Origin of the sequence: Serratia sp. BNK-23 (genome assembly GCF_047456145.1) — a bacterium.
Taxonomy (GTDB): domain Bacteria; phylum Pseudomonadota; class Gammaproteobacteria; order Enterobacterales; family Enterobacteriaceae; genus Serratia; species Serratia nematodiphila.
This window is the reverse complement of record NZ_CP179900.1, coordinates 2,468,623-2,484,479: the sequence shown is the minus strand read 5'-3', so window position 1 is coordinate 2,484,479 and position 15,857 is coordinate 2,468,623. Positions and strand designations below refer to the sequence as shown.

Below are 15,857 nucleotides of genomic sequence, written 5' to 3'. Positions count from 1 at the left end.
GGCGCTTAGGCCTGGAACGTCTGCAGCCAGGCGGCGAATTTTCTCACGACCTCATCGTCCCGATCGCGCAGCAGCAGGGAGTAAACGCCGGTTCGGATAGTCAACGCCGGGAAAGGCGACACCAGCCGACCGGACGACAGATGTTTGGCGCAGAACAGGTAAGGTACGACGGCCAGCCCCAGGCCGTCTTCGGCCGCCTGAATGGCGGCGAAGGTATGGTCGAGCGTGAGCGGCGGCGGTGAGGCGTCCAGCGCCGTCGGGTAGGTATTCAGCCAGCTGTGCCATAAATCTTCCCGGGCGCGAATGCGGATGGCGGTATGCTCGCCAAGCTTGTCCGGCGCACTGACCGGCATGGCGCGCAAATAGCTCTGGCTGCAGACCAGCAAGCTGTCTTCCTGCAGGAAAGGGATCGCCTTCAGCCCGGAGAAGTGCGCGGGATCGCGCCGGATCGCCACGTCAAACGGCGTATTGCGATCGACGGCGCCGGTGCTGGTGGTGATATCAACCGCGATCCCCGGATGTATCTCATTGAATGCCGCCAGCTTTGGCATCAGCCAGTGCATGGTAAACGTCGGCAGGCTGTGCACTACCAGCCGCTGCCGGCCGGCGCTCGCTTTCAGCGCGCTTTCCGCCGCAAACAATTCGCTTATCACCCGAGACGCGGTGCGCGAAAAATTCTCACCGGCCGGCGTCAGCCGCACGGACTTGTGTGCGCGATAAAACAGCGTGATCCCCAGCTGTGCTTCCAGGCTGCGAATATGGCGGCTGACCGCGCCGGTGGTGAGAAACAGCTCATCCGCAGCGGCGCTGAAGCTGCCAAGACGGGCGGCGGCTTCGAAAGCGGGCAGGTGCGGCAGGGAGTGAACTTTTTTCATAGGTTGAGTTTAGCTCAACCAAATGAGGGACGAAAGATCGTTTGTCAGCCGTTGATTTTGCTCACTATTATGGCGCATCCTTCCCGCGTTGCCGAGTGCGCCATGTTAAGTTTCGTCCCGTCAGTTATCCGTGTTAGTCGAGTCATCCTCACCCATCGATGGACAGGGAGGCGGCGCTGAGATGCGAGCTTTCTTTCTGCTTTGCGTAAGCCGGGCAGGCCTCTGCCTGGGCACCATGATGTTCGCTGGCGCGCTGCCGACCATCAGGAGCGAGTGGCAGCTCGACGCCGCTTCGGCCGGCACGGTGCAGACGGTGTTCAGCCTGACCAACGCCCTGGCGCTGCTGGTGGCCTCCTGGTGGTGTGATTCGTTGGGCGCCCGCCGGGTTTATCTGCTGTTCTCCTGGCTGGGCGCCGCTGCGTTGATGCTGTTCGCCGTATTTGCCCATTCTTATCTCGGCGCGTTGGTGTTGATGGCCTTCGTCGGTTTGACGCAGGGCGGGGCTTATACGCCGGCGCTGCTGTTGGCGATGGGGATGAACGGTCCGGCGCGGCGTGGTTATGCCATCGGCATGGTGCTGGCGGCCAGTTCGCTGGGGTATTTTCTGTCGGTTTTCATCGCCGGTTGGAGCGCCATGCGCTGGGGCGCAGGCGTGGCGTTTTCTCTGTGCGCCGCCGGTGCGTTACTGGGAGCGCTGGCGGGATCGTTGGCCCTGGTCGGTTATCGGGAACCGCAACCGCGCACGCTGGGGAGGAAGACGAAACGTGAAAGCTATGCTATCACCTACGCGACCCTGCTGTTGCTGATCGGGTATATCGCCCACAGCTGGGAGCTGCTCGGCAACTGGGCCTGGGCGCCCAGCCTGGTCAGCGAGGCGTTGAGCGGCTTCTCTCTGGATCCGCTCAGCGCCGGATTGATCGTCGCGGCGGTGATCCACCTGGCCGGCATGGTGGCTACATTGATTGTCGGCACCGTTTCGGACTATTTCAATCGCGCGTCGGTGCTGATGTTTATGGGCGCCGCCGGCGCATTGGGTTCGCTGTTGATGGGGTGGTCGGCGGACTGGGGGCCGGGCTGGACGCTGCTGCTCGTCAGCATCGGCAGTTTCTTCATCCTCGGCGACTCCGGCGTGCTGTCGGCTGCGATGGCGGACAACGTGCCGCCGCAACAGCTTGGCAGTGTGATGGGCTGGCGATCGTTGCTGGGGTTCGGCATCGGTTCGTTCGCCCCGTTATCCTTTGGCGTGGTGATGGATACCACCCACAGTTGGGGCGCGTCTTACGCCGTGCTGGCCTGCGGCGGCGGGGTAGCCTGTCTGGCGGCCTGGCTGCTTTGGCGACAACATTTGAAATGAGGCACGGGTATCATTAATGAATGGAACATCATCACGCATTATTATCGTGGGCGCCGGGATTGTCGGGGCATCGATCGCCTATCATCTTGCGCGTCAGGGGCAGCGCGTTATCGTCGTTGAGCAGGCGTATCCCGCGGCGGGGGCCACAGGCAGCTCGTTCGGCTGGATCAGCGAAGGCGTACCTGATGGCGCTCCCGACGCGTTTCTGCGGCGCGAGATCGTGGCTGACTGGATGCGCCTGACGCAGGAGATCCCGGAATTGTGGGTGAATTGGTCCGGCGCGCTCAGCTATGGTCAGGCGCCGGCTACGCAAAACCCCGACAATCGGCGTCTGTCCTTAGCCGAGGTGATGGCGCTGGAGCCGGCGCTCGGGCGGCCCGATAGCCAGGCCTATTTTGCGGCGCGCGATGGCGCGGTCGAACCGCAAGAGGTGACACAGCGGCTGCTCGAACGGGTCGTGCTCGCCTGCGGTACGGGGATCTCGGCGCTGCTGGACGGCAGCGAATTCTCGTTGCCGATCGAGGCGTCGCCGGCAATTTTGTTGCGCTATCACGCGGCGGCGCAGGCGGTGAACACGCTGATTGCGGGCGACGACATTGAAGTGCGTCATGCGCAAAATGGCGATCTGCTCGCGGCGGAGGATTATCCCGCTGGCGGCAATGTCAAACGCGTGGAAGAGGACGCGCAATCGGCGATTCAAAACCGCCTGCACGGCTCGGCGCCATTGCAGCTGCAGACGTGTTCGGTGGGGCTGCGCCCCAGGCCGCGCGACGGTTATCCCATCCTCGGGCCGCTGGGCGCCACCTGTCTCTATGTGGCGGTGATGCATCCGGCCGTGATGTGCGCTCCGACGCTGGGTCGGCTGGTCAGCGACGAGCTGCTGCACGGCGTTAATCCCGCCATTCCTCGCGGCTACCGCCCGGCGCGATTCACTGATCGGGCTGCTGGATAATCTTTCCGGCTACGGATTCACACCGTAATGCGCTCAACGTTGCAGCGGTTTTTTGCGCCGTCGGCGAGGCTCTTATATATTTATTAGCATGCCTGAGGCAGGTTAGGCATGAAACGGCGGTCGATCGGGCCGCTGCAAGTACGACAGTTAATCCGTTCGCCAAGAGGCTGCGAGCCTGTGCTTTCGGTAGGGACAGCCGCCAATCGTTTCTACGGCGACCGAAGGCGGAGCAGCTACTCACCGGTCACGAGGACACTTACCATGCATAAGAGAACACTGGCGTCACTGCATTACGAAAACATGCCTTACGATGGGGTACACTTTCACATTTTGAAACGGGAGACGCCTGGCCATACGGCGTTGCTGAAGCTGGATGCGGGCAGCCGGCAACCGGCGCGTTTTCATCCGGGCTGGGTGAAACTGATGGTGCTGAGCGGTGAACTGAAGGTTGACGATCAGACGTTGCAACCCCATGAGATGTTGATCATTCCTGCCAATACCGCTTATACGGTACAGGCCATCACGGAAGTGATTTGTCTGGCGATTTCCGAGCTGGACGGCGCCGAGTTGGCCCGTTGATGAGATAACAACGTTGGATGGAGGAGAGCCTAGGCGCTCTCCCTATCCCTTCAGCAGTAAGCCGTCCCCCAGGCCGAGCTACCTGCTGATTGATGCGTACACCTCCTGATTATGCCACCGCGCTTTCCCTCTCCATCACTTTCGGCCGCGTCGCCCCCGCAACGAGCCGCCATCGCGCAGCGCATGCGCAACGTCATCGCCTCCGTTTTACGCAGAACGATGAAATTTTGGTGTAAATAGTGAGTTTCTTCGCATAAGGCCCCTGGTGTGGCTTGCGAGAACGTCACTATATGGAGGATCATGCGCTCCCTCTATCAAATAAAAGACATTCGCGTTATCAAAAGGGACAAACGATCATGGGATTCGAAGTCGACAACGCCGAAACGAAACGCATTGACCTCAGCAGCCACGAAAATTCCTCGTTCGAGGTGACGGGGCTGGTGAAACACTATCCGGCGGGCTTCGTCATTCCTTACCACTCGCATAAACGCTGTCATTTGCTCTATTCGCAACAGGGCGTTATGGCGGTCGAGGCGAGCAGCGGTCGCTGGATCGTGCCGCCCACCACCGCGGTTTGGTTGCGGCCGGGGGTAGAACATCAGATCGTCATGCAGAGCAACATCTGCGTTTACGGGATTTTGGTCGATGAAATCACCGCCGCGCGTTTGCCGCTGCGCGACGGCGTATTACAGGTTTCACCGCTGTTGCGAGAACTGATCGCCCAGTTGGCGACGCTGGCGCCTGAAGGGGGGGAGACCAAACGCAATGCGCTGCTCAGAGCGTTGTTCCTGGAGGAGCTGAGCCTGCAGCCGCAGCTGGCGCTGCATCTGCCTTGGCCGGTAGAGGCGAGAATGGCCGAAATTTGCCGGCAGTTGGTCATCACGCCGGCCGACGAACGCGGTATTGAGGCCTGGGCCGATTCACTGTCGATCAGCGTAAAGACCTTTCAACGCCATTTCAGCCAACAAACCGGCATCACCTTCGGCCAGTGGAAACAACGCCTGCGGCTGCTGTCGTCCATTCCGCTGCTGCTGGCCGGCAACTCGATCATCCACGCCGCCTTCGAAAGCGGTTACGAGAGTCACAGCGCCTATTCGGTGGCGTTCAAAAAACTGTTTGGCGTTTCGCCTTCGCGCTTTACGCTATAGCCTTATGGCATAGCGCGCTTCTCCTATAGATTGAAGCAACCTAATGACGTATAAAGCAAAGCAGTCAACTTCAGAGGCCGCGTCCCGTGATAAAAATTGTCGTGTATCTGATTCTCGCCGTGACGATCGCCATTATTGCGGCAAGAGTCCTCTTTCGTTTGCCGGATATTTCGCAGCGTCTGCCGCAGGCGGCGTTGCCGGCGGATCCTGCCGCGCTATTGCCGGCGCGAGCCGCCGAACTGATGGCGGCGCATCCCGGCCTGAGCGGCGTGGTGCCGCTGGTCAGCGGCCACGATGCATTCGCCAGCCGCCTGGCGCTGGCGCGAATGGCGGAAAGGTCGATCGACGCCCAGTATTACATCTGGCATAACGATACCTCCGGGCAGATCCTGCTGAAAACCCTGTATGACGCCGCCCAGCGCGGCGTGCGCGTGCGGCTGCTCTTGGACGATAACGGCGTCGCGATGGACGAGACCCTGGCGGCGCTGAACGCCCAAGAAAACGTCGAGATCCGTCTGTTCAACCCATCAACCGTGCGCACGCCGAAGTTTGCCGGCTACGCCTTTGACTTTATGCGCATGAACCGGCGCATGCATAACAAGTCTTATATCGTCGATGGCGCTGTGGCGATCATCGGTGGCCGCAACATCGGCGACGAGTATTTCCAGGTCGGCGACGAAAACTATTTCCTCGATCTCGACGTGTTAAGCGTCGGTAACGTGGTGGCGGAAACCGCCGAGGTCTTCGATCGCTACTGGAACAGCGCTTCGGTGTTTGGCGTTGAGCAAATTATCCGAGGCAAAGGCAATCTTCCTGCTTTCCTGACGCAGGCCACCGCGACCGAAAGCAGTGACCGGGCCCGCAAACTGGCGGTGCAGCTGGAAACCAGTGCGGTGCGCTTTCGCGATGGCGCCGTGCAGCCGGAATTCACCCAGGTCGAGCTGGTGGCCGACGATCCGGCGAAGGGATTGGGCAAAGCGTCGCGCGATCGTTTGATGGTGACGCAGCTCAGCAAGATCATCGGCGGCGTCAACCAGCAGTTGGAGCTGGTTTCCGCCTATTTCGTGCCGGGCCGGGAAGGGGCGAGCTTTTTTGAATCGCTTGCCAAACAGGGGAAATCCATCCGTGTGCTGACCAACGCGATGAACACCACCGACGTGCTGGTGGTCCATGCCGGCTACGCCAAATACCGACGTGAGCTGCTGCAGGCGGGCGTCGAGCTGTTCGAGCTGAAATTGCGCGCCGGCCAACCGACGGGGCGCAAGGAACTCAAACCGCTGGGGCTGTCCGGCGCGGCGCTGCACGCGAAAACCTTCGCCATCGACGATAAGCGGGTGTTTATCGGTTCGTTCAATTTCGATCCACGCTCGGCGCACCTGAACTGCGAAATGGGCTTTTTGATCGACAGCCCGACGCTGGCGGCCGACACCCGCCAACTGTTTGATGGCCCGCTCGAGTACGCCGCCTATCGGCCGACATTGACGCCCAAGGGCAAAATGGTGTGGAACGAAGCCTTCGAAGACGGCCACACCGAGGTGCACCAGCAAGAACCCGGCGCCGGCTGGGTAAAACGCATCGTTCTCACCGTGGCCGGCTGGCTGCCGATCGAGTGGATGTTGTAATGGCGGCGAATGCCGCCGACACCCGTTAAGTCAACCGTTGCAAGGGAACCAATCCTGCGCTTATCGGTTGGCTTCAGCATCACCAGAGAGTTTAAAAGTAAACAACGCTGTTTCATTAACGCTGCCTGGTATCCAGCAGCTGCGTGCGATAGCGCTTTTGGCGTCGCGATAGAACTCCGGGGTGCCCGTTAGTACGATATTTCTGGCTTTACCCTTATCATCAACATCAAACGTTGCGCTCACTTCGCCTTCACGTTTTTCAGCCTTCGCAGAGGCGGAATAGTATGGCCGCTCATAAAAGACTTGGCCGTCGCATCCCAGATTAGGTGGTTGCTTTGCCGCTGGAACATTGCTGCCTGCACGCCAGGCATAGACACAATCGTTCACCGCACCGGCTTTTTCACAGCCATCAGGTTGCAATGGCGCGCAGCCGGCAAGTGCCAGGCTCAGCGGGATGAGGATGAATCGTGACATGGCGTTTCCTGCATGTTCTATCAATCAGATAACGCATATTTTCGCTTAGCGCAGGGTATTTAGAAAGAGAAATTATGCGGCTTTCGCTAGGGTGTTAACCATTCTTTTCTTAAGCGATGCTCTACTCGAAAATATGAAGGTAAATAGTTTGTCGGGGTGGGGTTAATTCTTCGGTTAATTATATTTATTATTTTACTTCGCTATTGGAACTATTGATGAAAGTGATTAATTCACAAGAAATTAAAATAGAGAAAATAACCGTTTTGATTATTCTTTCTTGTAATTACCTCGACAGAAACCAAAGGATCTTCCACCATGCGCATGATGAAAGCCGCCGCCTTTATCGACAGGGGGAGAATAGAACTCATTGAAAAGCCGATTCCTTCTCCTGGCCCCAACGATGCTTTGCTCAAAATAACCACGACGACAATCTGCGGTACCGATATTCATATTCTTAAGGGCGAATATGCCGTGCCTCACGGATTGACCGTGGGTCATGAGCCGGTTGGGATTATAGAAAAGCTCGGGAGCAATGTTAAAGGCTTTAATGAAGGGCAGCGGGCGTTGGCCGGCGCCATTTGCCCCTCTTTTACATCCTATGCCTGCCAGGATGGATTTCCTGCCCAGGACGGAGCCTATTTGCCGGAATGCCGTTGCCACGGATATAAAGCCACGGCGGGTTGGCGCTTCGGCAATGTTATCGATGGTACCCAGGCTGAATATGTACTGGTGCCTGATGCTGAAGCCAATCTGGCGCTCATACCGGACGGTCTGACGGATGAACAGGTGCTGATGTGCCCGGATGTGATGTCTACCGGTTTTAAAGGCGCGGAAAATGCCAACATTAAAATTGGTGACACGGTGGCCATCTTCGCCCAGGGGCCGATTGGTTTATGCGCCACTGCGGGCGCTCGTCTGCAGGGCGCCAGCCTGATTATTGCCATCAGCAGCTCTCCCGAAAAGCTGATGATGGCGGGAAAGATGGGGGCAAACGTCTTGCTGAATTACAAGGAAACCGATGTGATTGATGAAATATTCAAGATTACGGCGGGGCGTGGTGTGGACGCCAGCATCGAGTGTTTGGGGACGCAAGCCACCTTCAATCAAGCGCTGCGGGTGTTAAAACCCGGCGGCACCTTATCCAGCCTTGGCGTTTATAGCGAAGACCTCCATCTGCCGGTGAGTGCACTTGCCTATGGGTTGGGCGATCATACGATCCGTACGGCTCTGTGTCCCGGCGGCAAGGAGCGGATGCGCAGAATGATGAACGTCATCCAGCATGGCGGTTTGGATCTCCGGCCGTTCGTGACGCATCGCTTTCGGCTGGAGAATATCGCAGAGGCCTACGCGTTGTTCGCGGAGAAACGCGATGGCGTGATTAAGTTGGCCATCACGCCATAAAGCCCATCGATACGGTTAGCGGCGGATTATTCCCCGTTATCCTTGAGACTGACCGTCGCCGTGCGGCCGGCGATCAGCTCGACGCCGTGGGGAACGGTGTCGATCGCGATGCGCACCGGGATGCGCTGCGCCAGACGGATCCAGCTGAATGTCGGGTTGACGTTGGCGAGCAGAGTGCCGGCGGCGGTGGTGCGCTCGCTGTCGTTGATGCCGGCGGAAAGCCCGTCGACGTGGCCGTACAGCGGCTGCCGTTCCCCCATGATGCGGATCACCACCTTGTCACCGTTCTGGATGCGGCCCAGCTTGGTCTCTTCGAAGTATCCGGCGATGTAGAAACTGTTGGAATCCACCAACGCCATGATCGGCTGACCAGCGCTCGCGTAAGCGCCGGGGCGCAGGGAGAAGTTGGTGATCACGCCATCCACCGGCGCATAGAGATCGGCGCGCTGCAGGTTGATGCGCGCCAGCGCCCGATCCGCCAGGGCCTGATCCAGATTGGCCTTCGCCAGCGATTGGGCATCGCGGCGATTGTCGCGTTCCTGTTGTGAAATAGCCGACTGCAACGCCTGATAACGCCGGTTTTCGCGCTGGGATGACGCCAACTGGACGTTGGCGCGCTCCACGGCGGCCTCGGCCTGATCCAGCGCGTTGCGCAGCCGTACTTTGTCCAGGCTGAGCAGCAGCTGCCCTTTATGCACCATCTGGTTGTCGTGAATGTGCACGGCCTCCACCTTGCCTGAAACGTCCGTGGCCAGCGGCACCACGTCGGCGCGGATCTTGCCGTCGCGCGTTTGCGGGGCGTAGGTGTAATAAAGATAAAGCTGCCACAGCACACCTGCCGCGATCAAAACGGCAATCAGGGTCAGCGCGGGGCGTAGCAGAGCAAGGGTACGTTCACGAAACATGGGGGCCTCAGGGGGTGGTAAGCCATTTCAGGCCGTGGAAAAACAGCCCGGCCAGAATAAGAAACAGGGCGGTGTCGAACAGCGGGCGCTGCGCGACCCAGCGATAGATGCCCACCGCGTTGAGCGTCCAGGAAAGCGCCATGCGCGAGAAGAACGCGCACACCAGGCACAGCAGCAAGGGCGAGATGAATACGCCGTCAATGTTGATTTCACCGATCATGTCAGGGATTCCAGTGCAAAGCCGTGGGGAAGTGCAGCAGCCGTAGCCGGGTAAGTGGCCGCAGCGCGCGCCGATCGTTCTGCCGCCAGGCCTGTTGCAGACCGGCGTCGATCTGGCCCAGCAGCTCGGAGGGTGCCTCGGCGTGCAGAGAAAGTTGGCGGAACGCCGCCGGCAGACCGGCGTTCGGCGAAGCGCCAGGAGTGAGCCCGCCGGCCTGCTGCAGACGAATCAGGTCGATACCGGTTTTTAAGCGCATCAACAGCTGTGGGCTGCGATCGGCTTGCCCAACGACGGCCAGGCGGCTACCCAGCGCGGTGATGCGATCCAACGCGCGGGCCTGATAGCGCTGTAAGTCGCGCTCCGTGATGTGGCGATTGAGGCGCAGCATCTCTTGCGCATCCTGCCGCATCAGCCGCGCTACGACTTGATCAGTGCCCCAGCGCCGGAACAGCGCGGCGCACAGGAATGCGAAATAGACGCCGATCAGCGTGCCGGTGGTGCTTTCCAGATACAACCCCATATTGTTCGGCGCATAGTGCCCCTGAAAGTTGACGTTGCTGAGCGACAGGGCGATCGCCAACGTCGCCAACGGGTTGCTTGCCGCCCACACGCCGAGCGGCAGCAAAAACAGCCCCATCATGATCAGGAAACTGCCGTAATCCCCGGCCAGCGGCAGCAGCACATAGCTGAGCAGGGCGCCGAGGACCATAGCGATGACGGCGAAGCGCCCAAAGGTGGCGATAGCTGCGCCAGGGTTGTCGCCGACGCCAAAGAAGCCGATGGCAACCACACCTAACAGCACCATGTTGGCGCCCTGTTCCCAGCCGGTGAAATACCAGAGGCCGCACAGGAGCACGTAAGTAGTCAAAATCCCGGCGAACATGCGCAACGCCATACCGGTATCCGGCGGCGGCGAGAAGACGCGGCTGCGCATCATCTGCGCCTGCAGCGCCGCGGGCAGCGGCTCGCCGTCCAGGAATGCGTTCAACTGCTGTACCTCGGCCCACAGCGTTAACCACTGCTCAACCTGTTCAGCCAGCTCGTCGACGATCAGCGTTTCCCACGGCGACAGCGACGCTGCGGGTGGCAACAAGCTCACCGAGGGGGCAGCGTGCGGTGCGGGTTCAACGGCCTGCCGCCGGACCTCATTCAGCCACGGCTGTAGGCGGGGGCGCAGACCGACCGGCAGTGCGGCGATGCTGCTGCCGATGGCCGAGAGCAGCGGCACGATTTGCAGTACGCGTTGCTGTATCGAAATCGCCGCCTGACGGGTGGGCTTATCGACCGAACTGTCATAGCCAAGGGTGGTCATCATCTGATTGAACGAGGCGATGTCGCCCAGCAAACGGATACGGTCCGCGTCGGTCTGGGCGTCGCCGCCCTTACCGTCGAGGCTGTCCTCCTGCCAACGCGCTAGGTCAGACAGCCAGGCTTTCAGCCGCGTGCGCAGCACCGGCGCCAGCGACGATGGGAACAACACGCTGTCTACCAGCGTCACCGCCAAAATACCCAGGCAGATCTCCGTCACCCGCGTGACGACCATGGTGAACATCGTGTCCGGGTGATTGATGTAGGCGATAGCGACCAGCATCATGGTGATGGCGCCCAGCTGGAAAAAGTAAGCGCGCGGCGTGCGATCGAGATAAGAGAGGCCCAGCATCAGTGACGATGACAGCCCAGCGGCGACGATCAACAGCACCGGCGTGTTGCTAAGCCAGGCCGAAAGGCCCAGCGTCAGCACGCCGGCGAACAGCGTGCCGCAAAAACGGTAGGTGGCGCGGGCGCGTACGGCGCCGCTGACCGGATTGCTCAGCACGCAGCAGGTCACCATTGCCCAATAGGGATTTTGCAGGCCGATGCTTTCCGCCAGCGCGAAGGCCAGCATGGCGGAAATAAACAGTTTCACGGCATACAGCAGCTGCGGTTTACCGATTCTCATGGCTCATTGCCGGCCTGTTGCAGATAGTGGCCTGCGCGCTCTTCAAACAGGCGCAGAATGCGCGTGGCGGTTTCAATATCTTCCAACGGCACGTCGTGCATCAGCTCGACTCGCAGCTTATCGGCCGCGGTTTCGACCTTTTTGGCCAGCTCGGCGCCGGCGGGCAGAATGCGCAGGGTTTTAAACCGACGATCGCCGGCCGACTCCTGCCGCTCGAGGAAGCCTAACGCGGCGGCCTGATCCAACAGACGCACCAGCGCGCCGGGATTGACGCCGACTTCTTCCGCCAGATCGCGCTGATTGATGCCCTGCGGATTGCGATGCACCAGAACCACGACGGTAGCCAACGACATGGAGATGCCGGATTTGGCGATCGCCAGCGTCGCAGCCTGTTTCCACACCCGGCGAACCGGTTGCAGGGCGTTGGTGAGGGCATAGAGGGATTTTTCTTTCGATGACATGGAATACCTCGGCAAACAGTGGATATAGGTTAAATGGCAACAGTTGCTTTGGCAATTAATTTTAAACAATCGACTCAGAGACAGAAGGCAAGACATATGTGACGTCGTCACATAAAACAGAAGGGCTACATAGGCAGCCCGTTTGAAAGGTGGGTATTACAGCGCCTGAACAGGGTTCATCGCATCGCCGGGGAAGGCCGTATCCTCACCGCGTTCACGCCACGGCGCCAGATCAGTCTGGCGATCGCCGCCATGCACGCCGAGCCGGCGTGTAACTCGACGCAGGAAGAGCTGGCCCGCATCGCCGGCTATTCGCTCAACGTTTCAAAGGGCTGGTTGGTAGCACCGCCATGGAATACCTCTCGCATTGGCGTATGCTGCAGGCGGCAGATCGCCTGCGGGCCGGTAAAGAAAACGTCTCGTCGATCGCCTACTCGTTGGGGTATGGCTCGGAAAGCGCGTTCAGCACCGTCTTCAAACGGGTGATGGCGCAGTCGCCGTTTCAGTATCAGCGGCAAATGCCGGCCGGGGCGAGTGAACCGGAGTGAAAGGGGGCGCCGCGGCCGTAGCCGCCGCGCCTGAGGCTACCTGCTGATCGTCTGCTGCAACGCCTGAACGGAAGAGTCGATGCCGGCATCGACCGACATGGTCAAGTCTTCCATTTCCAGCGACACCCAGTCGTTGTAACCCATCATGCGCACCACCGAGAAGAATTCCTTCCACCACTGCAGATCCCGGCCGCAGCCGACGGCGACATAGTTCCAGGCCCGGCCAGCTATCTCGTCGATCGGTTTGGTCTCCAGCAGCCCGTTGATCTCGACGACGCCGCGCTCCAGGCGCACGTCCTTGCCGTGTACATGGTGAATGGCGGGACCGAGGGCGCGGGCTACCGCGATGGGATCCGCGCCCATCCAGATCAAGTGGCTGGGATCGAGGTTCAGGCCCACCATCGGGCCAACGGCCTCGCGCAGCCGGAACAGCGTTTCCGGGTTCCACACCAGCATGGCGCTGAAGTTTTCCAGCGCAAAGCGCTCGATGCCGCACGCTTTGGCTCGGGCGACCAGCGCCTGCCAATAGGGGATCGCCACCTCATTCCATTGATAGTCCAGACAGTTTTTCACCGTAGGCGGCCAGCTGACGGTATAGGTGATCCAGTTGGGGATGGTGTCATGCGGGCTGGCCGGCGGCAGGCCGCTCATCATCACGATCTTCTTCACCCCCAGCAGGCCGGCCAGCTCCAGCGTATTGTCGGTTTGGCGCAGATGACGCTGCCCCAGCTCGCCCGGATCGAGCGGATTGCCGGAGACATTGAGCGCGGCGATCTCCATGCCGCGGCTGGCCAGCGCTTCCTGCAGCTGCCGGCGTTTGGCGGGGTTGGCCAGCAGTTCCTCGGTATCCAGATGGGGCGCCGGGGACCAACCGCCGGTGGTCATCTCCACACCGCGCACCCCCAGCTCCAGCAGCCGATCCAGCATCGGCTCGAAGGGTAAATGGCCCAGGCTGTCGGTACAGAACGAAAGTTTCATGGTGCTTTCCTTATTGGTAATTAACCCAGGTGGCGCCGTTGTCGGCGGAACGAACGCAGTTTTCAATCCAGCGCACGCCTTCCAATCCGGCATCGATATCCGGATAGATCAGCGCGGCCAGCGTCTGCCGATCGCCGCGCTGACTGGCGCTGATGGCGATGGCGAACTTGAGGTAAATATTGGCCCAAGATTCGGCCAGCCCTTCGGTATGCAGCGCGCCGAGCCGCTCTTCCGCCAGGGCGCTGTCGTCCAGATAGGGCATGCCGTGGTGCAGCGTCTGGCTGGGCCGCCCCTGGATCTCATAGCGTAATTCGCCGGGTGTGGAATCACTCCATTGCAGGCTGGCGCGTGAGCCCACCACGCGGATGCTTTGGCTGTCCATCGCGCCCGCGTTGATGGCGGAGGCCCACATGCGCCCGACGGCGCCGTTTTCGTAGTGCATCAGCACCATGGCGTTGTCTTCCAGCGGGGCGCGGGAACGGATAAAGCTCTGGCGATCGCACAGCAGGGAGGCAATTTTCATGTCGGGCATGACCAGCTGTGAGATGTAGAAGGTGTGGGTAGAGATGTCGCCCAGCACAAAGGAGGGGCCGGCGATTTTCGGATCGACGCGCCACTTTTGCGCCTCGAACGTGTCCGCGCTTTCATTGGCGTTGAAGCCATGGGTGTACTGCAATTCGACCATGCGTATTTCGCCGATGTCGCCGTTCGCGATCATGGCGCGCATCTGCATCAGCAGCGGATGGCCGGAGAAGCCGTAGGTCACCCCGACGATCAGGCCTTTCTCCGCCGCCAGCGCCTTGATTTCTCTTGCCTCCGCCGTGGTAAAGAACAGCGGCTTTTCGCAGATGACATGCAGGCCGGCATTCAGCGCGGCGCGCGTAATTTCATAGTGGGTGCCGTTAGGGGTGGCGATGGTCACCACCTCAACGCCATCTTCGCGGTTGGCCTCTTGTTTCAGCAGCTGTTGATAGTCGTCATAGCAGCGTTCGGCGGGCACACCGAGATTGACGCCAAACTCACGTCCGCGCGCCGCGTCGATATCAAAAGCGCCGGCAACCAGCCGATAGGCGGTATTGTCGCGCAGTGCGCCGGAACGATGCTTGTAGCCCACCTGGCTGAGGCGGCCGCCGCCGATCATCGCCCAACGCAGCGGGCGAGGGATGCTTCTTTCACCATTTAACATGCTGACTCCTGATATTGTGGTATTGCACTCGGGTGCAAAATGGGTTGAAAAGAGAGTGGCAACGGTTTATTTCTGGTTCATCTGTGCAAATTGCGGGTAGTTTTCTCGCGTCACGGTGGCATAAGGCACCCAGTTGTAAGACTCGGTTTTGGCGCGATCCAACATCGCTCGGGTCACTTGCACCGCGCCGATCGCCTGGGCTTTGGCATCCTGGAAGATGGTCACCGCCAGGTCGCCATTTTTGATAAATTGCAGGCCGTCGGGCGTGCCGTCGATACCGGCAACCAGTACGCCGTTCTTTTTGGCCTGCTTCAGCGCCATGATCGCGCCGATGGCCATCTCATCGTTGTTGGCGACGATCGCATCGATCGGTACGCCGTTCAGCAACCAGCCGGAGACCACGTCGACCGCTTCATTGCGCTGCCATTTGGCGGTCTGTTTCTCTACCACGTTCAGGTCTTTGTGTTTGGCGATCACCGCCTCCACCGCGCGGGTGCGTTCGCGGGTTTCTTCGTTGGAGAGGGCGCCCATCAGGATCGCCACGTTGCCGCGGTAATTCATTTTTTTCGCCAGGGCCTCCATCTGCAGGCGGCCGCTGAGCGCCGAATCGGAGCCGACGTAGGCCGTCGCGCCGCTCAGCGGCACTTCGGGTTTGCGGTTGACGAAGATAAGGGGGATAGCGGCGCGTTTGGCGGCCGCTATCATCGGCTGGACGCCTTGCGTATCAACCGGGTTGAGGATAATGGCGTCCACGCCCTGATTAATCAGATCGTCTACCTGCTGCACCTGCAGGGCGACATCGCCTTTGGCATCGACGAACTGGCCTTGCAGCTGTTGCGCAGCCAGTTCTCGCGCCATTTGGCTGCGCAGGATGGAGACGAAGTTGAGATCGAAATTGGCCAGCGCCACGCCGACCTGATAGCTCTTGGCCTGAGCGGTCACGACAAACAGCGAGCAGGCTAACATCAACAGCAGTCTGGTTTTTTTCATTACGGTATCCTGTTGAGAAGAGAGGTGTTATGTAAAAACAGCGTTTTTGCAACCGGGTGCAAATCAGAAGAAAAAACGGCGATGAGTCTCTGAATGCCACCGTGAATGTCGGCCATGGATAAAATTTGGTCAACAGGGGAAAGGTGAAAATAGCGCGGACGATCACAAACTCTTTACGTTTTGCACCCGATTGCACAGCAAATTGCAATCGGGTGCAAAAACGAT

General features: G+C 59.9%; 15 protein-coding genes and 1 pseudogene. 7 read left to right on the top strand and 9 right to left on the bottom strand.

Going from position 1 to position 15,857, the window contains the following annotated elements; translation table 11 throughout:
- Positions 1-5: 5 nt before the first annotated feature.
- The gene (locus ACMGF9_RS11700) at positions 6-875 is read right to left on the bottom strand and encodes a LysR substrate-binding domain-containing protein (RefSeq protein ID WP_015377875.1); all 870 of its coding nucleotides are present in this window, start codon (positions 873-875) and stop codon (positions 6-8) included.
- 181 nt (positions 876-1,056) lie between these two features.
- On the opposite strand from ACMGF9_RS11700, the gene ACMGF9_RS11695 reads away from it, so the two are divergent.
- The 5 genes from ACMGF9_RS11695 to ACMGF9_RS11675 all read left to right on the top strand — a co-directional run bounded on the left by ACMGF9_RS11695 (position 1,057) and on the right by ACMGF9_RS11675 (position 6,530).
- Complete coding sequence (locus ACMGF9_RS11695; protein ID WP_230199802.1) at positions 1,057-2,229, top strand: MFS transporter; 1,173 nt, start codon at positions 1,057-1,059, stop codon at positions 2,227-2,229.
- Between the two features lie 16 nt (positions 2,230-2,245).
- On the top strand, positions 2,246-3,181 hold the full coding sequence (locus ACMGF9_RS11690; RefSeq protein WP_414160248.1) for an NAD(P)/FAD-dependent oxidoreductase: 936 nt from the start codon (positions 2,246-2,248) through the stop codon (positions 3,179-3,181).
- Between the two features lie 261 nt (positions 3,182-3,442).
- Positions 3,443-3,760, top strand: a complete 318-nt coding sequence (locus ACMGF9_RS11685; RefSeq protein ID WP_015377878.1) for a cupin domain-containing protein — start codon at positions 3,443-3,445, stop codon at positions 3,758-3,760.
- Between the two features lie 356 nt (positions 3,761-4,116).
- Positions 4,117-4,908 (top strand): AraC family transcriptional regulator, encoded by a 792-nt coding sequence (locus tag ACMGF9_RS11680; RefSeq protein ID WP_015377879.1) that lies wholly within the window; start codon positions 4,117-4,119, stop codon positions 4,906-4,908.
- Between the two features lie 86 nt (positions 4,909-4,994).
- Positions 4,995-6,530 (top strand): phospholipase D family protein, encoded by a 1,536-nt coding sequence (locus ACMGF9_RS11675; RefSeq protein ID WP_414160247.1) that lies wholly within the window; start codon positions 4,995-4,997, stop codon positions 6,528-6,530.
- A 60-nt stretch (positions 6,531-6,590) separates the two neighbouring features.
- Here the strand turns inward: ACMGF9_RS11675 and ACMGF9_RS11670 are convergent, their stop codons facing one another.
- Positions 6,591-7,004 (bottom strand): energy transducer TonB, encoded by a 414-nt coding sequence (locus ACMGF9_RS11670; protein ID WP_075684946.1) that lies wholly within the window; start codon positions 7,002-7,004, stop codon positions 6,591-6,593.
- A gap of 315 nt (positions 7,005-7,319) precedes the next feature.
- On the opposite strand from ACMGF9_RS11670, the gene ACMGF9_RS11665 reads away from it, so the two are divergent.
- Positions 7,320-8,405: an NAD(P)-dependent alcohol dehydrogenase gene (locus ACMGF9_RS11665; RefSeq protein WP_015377881.1), complete on the top strand. Its 1,086-nt coding sequence runs from the start codon at positions 7,320-7,322 to the stop codon at positions 8,403-8,405.
- Between the two features lie 26 nt (positions 8,406-8,431).
- Here ACMGF9_RS11665 and ACMGF9_RS11660 read toward each other — a convergent pair whose 3' ends face one another.
- From ACMGF9_RS11660 to ACMGF9_RS11645, 4 genes are read right to left on the bottom strand one after another with little or no spacing between them, the layout of a single operon-like run.
- Complete coding sequence (locus ACMGF9_RS11660) at positions 8,432-9,310, bottom strand: HlyD family secretion protein (protein ID WP_021503694.1); 879 nt, start codon at positions 9,308-9,310, stop codon at positions 8,432-8,434.
- A 7-nt stretch (positions 9,311-9,317) separates the two neighbouring features.
- Positions 9,318-9,530 (bottom strand): DUF1656 domain-containing protein, encoded by a 213-nt coding sequence (locus ACMGF9_RS11655; RefSeq protein WP_015377883.1) that lies wholly within the window; start codon positions 9,528-9,530, stop codon positions 9,318-9,320.
- Position 9,531: 1 nt separating this feature from the next.
- Positions 9,532-11,469, bottom strand: a complete 1,938-nt coding sequence (locus ACMGF9_RS11650) for an FUSC family protein (protein WP_414160246.1) — start codon at positions 11,467-11,469, stop codon at positions 9,532-9,534.
- Positions 11,466-11,930, bottom strand: a complete 465-nt coding sequence (locus tag ACMGF9_RS11645; RefSeq protein WP_015377885.1) for a MarR family winged helix-turn-helix transcriptional regulator — start codon at positions 11,928-11,930, stop codon at positions 11,466-11,468. Before ACMGF9_RS11645 ends, ACMGF9_RS11650 begins: the two co-directional genes overlap by 4 nt.
- Before the next feature lie 293 nt (positions 11,931-12,223).
- Between ACMGF9_RS11645 and ACMGF9_RS11640 the strand changes: the two are divergent.
- A pseudogene (locus ACMGF9_RS11640) lies at positions 12,224-12,478 on the top strand (helix-turn-helix domain-containing protein); the annotation flags it as partial.
- Between the two features lie 36 nt (positions 12,479-12,514).
- Here the strand turns inward: ACMGF9_RS11640 and ACMGF9_RS11635 are convergent.
- The 3 genes from ACMGF9_RS11635 to ACMGF9_RS11625 form a co-directional block, all read right to left on the bottom strand.
- Entirely contained in the window at positions 12,515-13,456 is a 942-nt protein-coding gene (locus ACMGF9_RS11635; RefSeq protein WP_414160245.1) for a sugar phosphate isomerase/epimerase family protein, read from the bottom strand.
- Between the two features lie 10 nt (positions 13,457-13,466).
- Positions 13,467-14,642, bottom strand: a complete 1,176-nt coding sequence (locus ACMGF9_RS11630) for a Gfo/Idh/MocA family protein (RefSeq protein WP_176325920.1) — start codon at positions 14,640-14,642, stop codon at positions 13,467-13,469.
- A gap of 66 nt (positions 14,643-14,708) precedes the next feature.
- On the bottom strand, positions 14,709-15,632 hold the full coding sequence (locus ACMGF9_RS11625; protein ID WP_172574726.1) for a substrate-binding domain-containing protein: 924 nt from the start codon (positions 15,630-15,632) through the stop codon (positions 14,709-14,711).
- Positions 15,633-15,857: the final 225 nt, after the last annotated feature.

Excerpts from the sequence above, each read along its gene's own strand:
- ACMGF9_RS11700 (WP_015377875.1), bottom strand. The coding sequence starts at position 875 with ATGAAAAAAGTTCACTCCCTGCCGCACCTGCCCGCTTTCGAAGCCGCC.
- ACMGF9_RS11695 (WP_230199802.1), top strand. The coding sequence starts at position 1,057 with ATGCGAGCTTTCTTTCTGCTTTGCGTAAGCCGGGCAGGCCTCTGCCTG.
- ACMGF9_RS11690 (WP_414160248.1), top strand. The coding sequence starts at position 2,246 with ATGAATGGAACATCATCACGCATTATTATCGTGGGCGCCGGGATTGTC.
- ACMGF9_RS11685 (WP_015377878.1), top strand. The coding sequence starts at position 3,443 with ATGCATAAGAGAACACTGGCGTCACTGCATTACGAAAACATGCCTTAC.
- ACMGF9_RS11680 (WP_015377879.1), top strand. The coding sequence starts at position 4,117 with ATGGGATTCGAAGTCGACAACGCCGAAACGAAACGCATTGACCTCAGC.
- ACMGF9_RS11670 (WP_075684946.1), bottom strand. The coding sequence starts at position 7,004 with ATGTCACGATTCATCCTCATCCCGCTGAGCCTGGCACTTGCCGGCTGC.
- ACMGF9_RS11665 (WP_015377881.1), top strand. The coding sequence starts at position 7,320 with ATGCGCATGATGAAAGCCGCCGCCTTTATCGACAGGGGGAGAATAGAA.
- ACMGF9_RS11660 (WP_021503694.1), bottom strand. The coding sequence starts at position 9,310 with ATGTTTCGTGAACGTACCCTTGCTCTGCTACGCCCCGCGCTGACCCTG.
- ACMGF9_RS11655 (WP_015377883.1), bottom strand. The coding sequence starts at position 9,530 with ATGATCGGTGAAATCAACATTGACGGCGTATTCATCTCGCCCTTGCTG.
- ACMGF9_RS11650 (WP_414160246.1), bottom strand. The coding sequence starts at position 11,469 with ATGAGAATCGGTAAACCGCAGCTGCTGTATGCCGTGAAACTGTTTATT.
- ACMGF9_RS11645 (WP_015377885.1), bottom strand. The coding sequence starts at position 11,930 with ATGTCATCGAAAGAAAAATCCCTCTATGCCCTCACCAACGCCCTGCAA.
- ACMGF9_RS11635 (WP_414160245.1), bottom strand. The coding sequence starts at position 13,456 with ATGAAACTTTCGTTCTGTACCGACAGCCTGGGCCATTTACCCTTCGAG.
- ACMGF9_RS11630 (WP_176325920.1), bottom strand. The coding sequence starts at position 14,642 with ATGTTAAATGGTGAAAGAAGCATCCCTCGCCCGCTGCGTTGGGCGATG.
- ACMGF9_RS11625 (WP_172574726.1), bottom strand. The coding sequence starts at position 15,632 with ATGAAAAAAACCAGACTGCTGTTGATGTTAGCCTGCTCGCTGTTTGTC.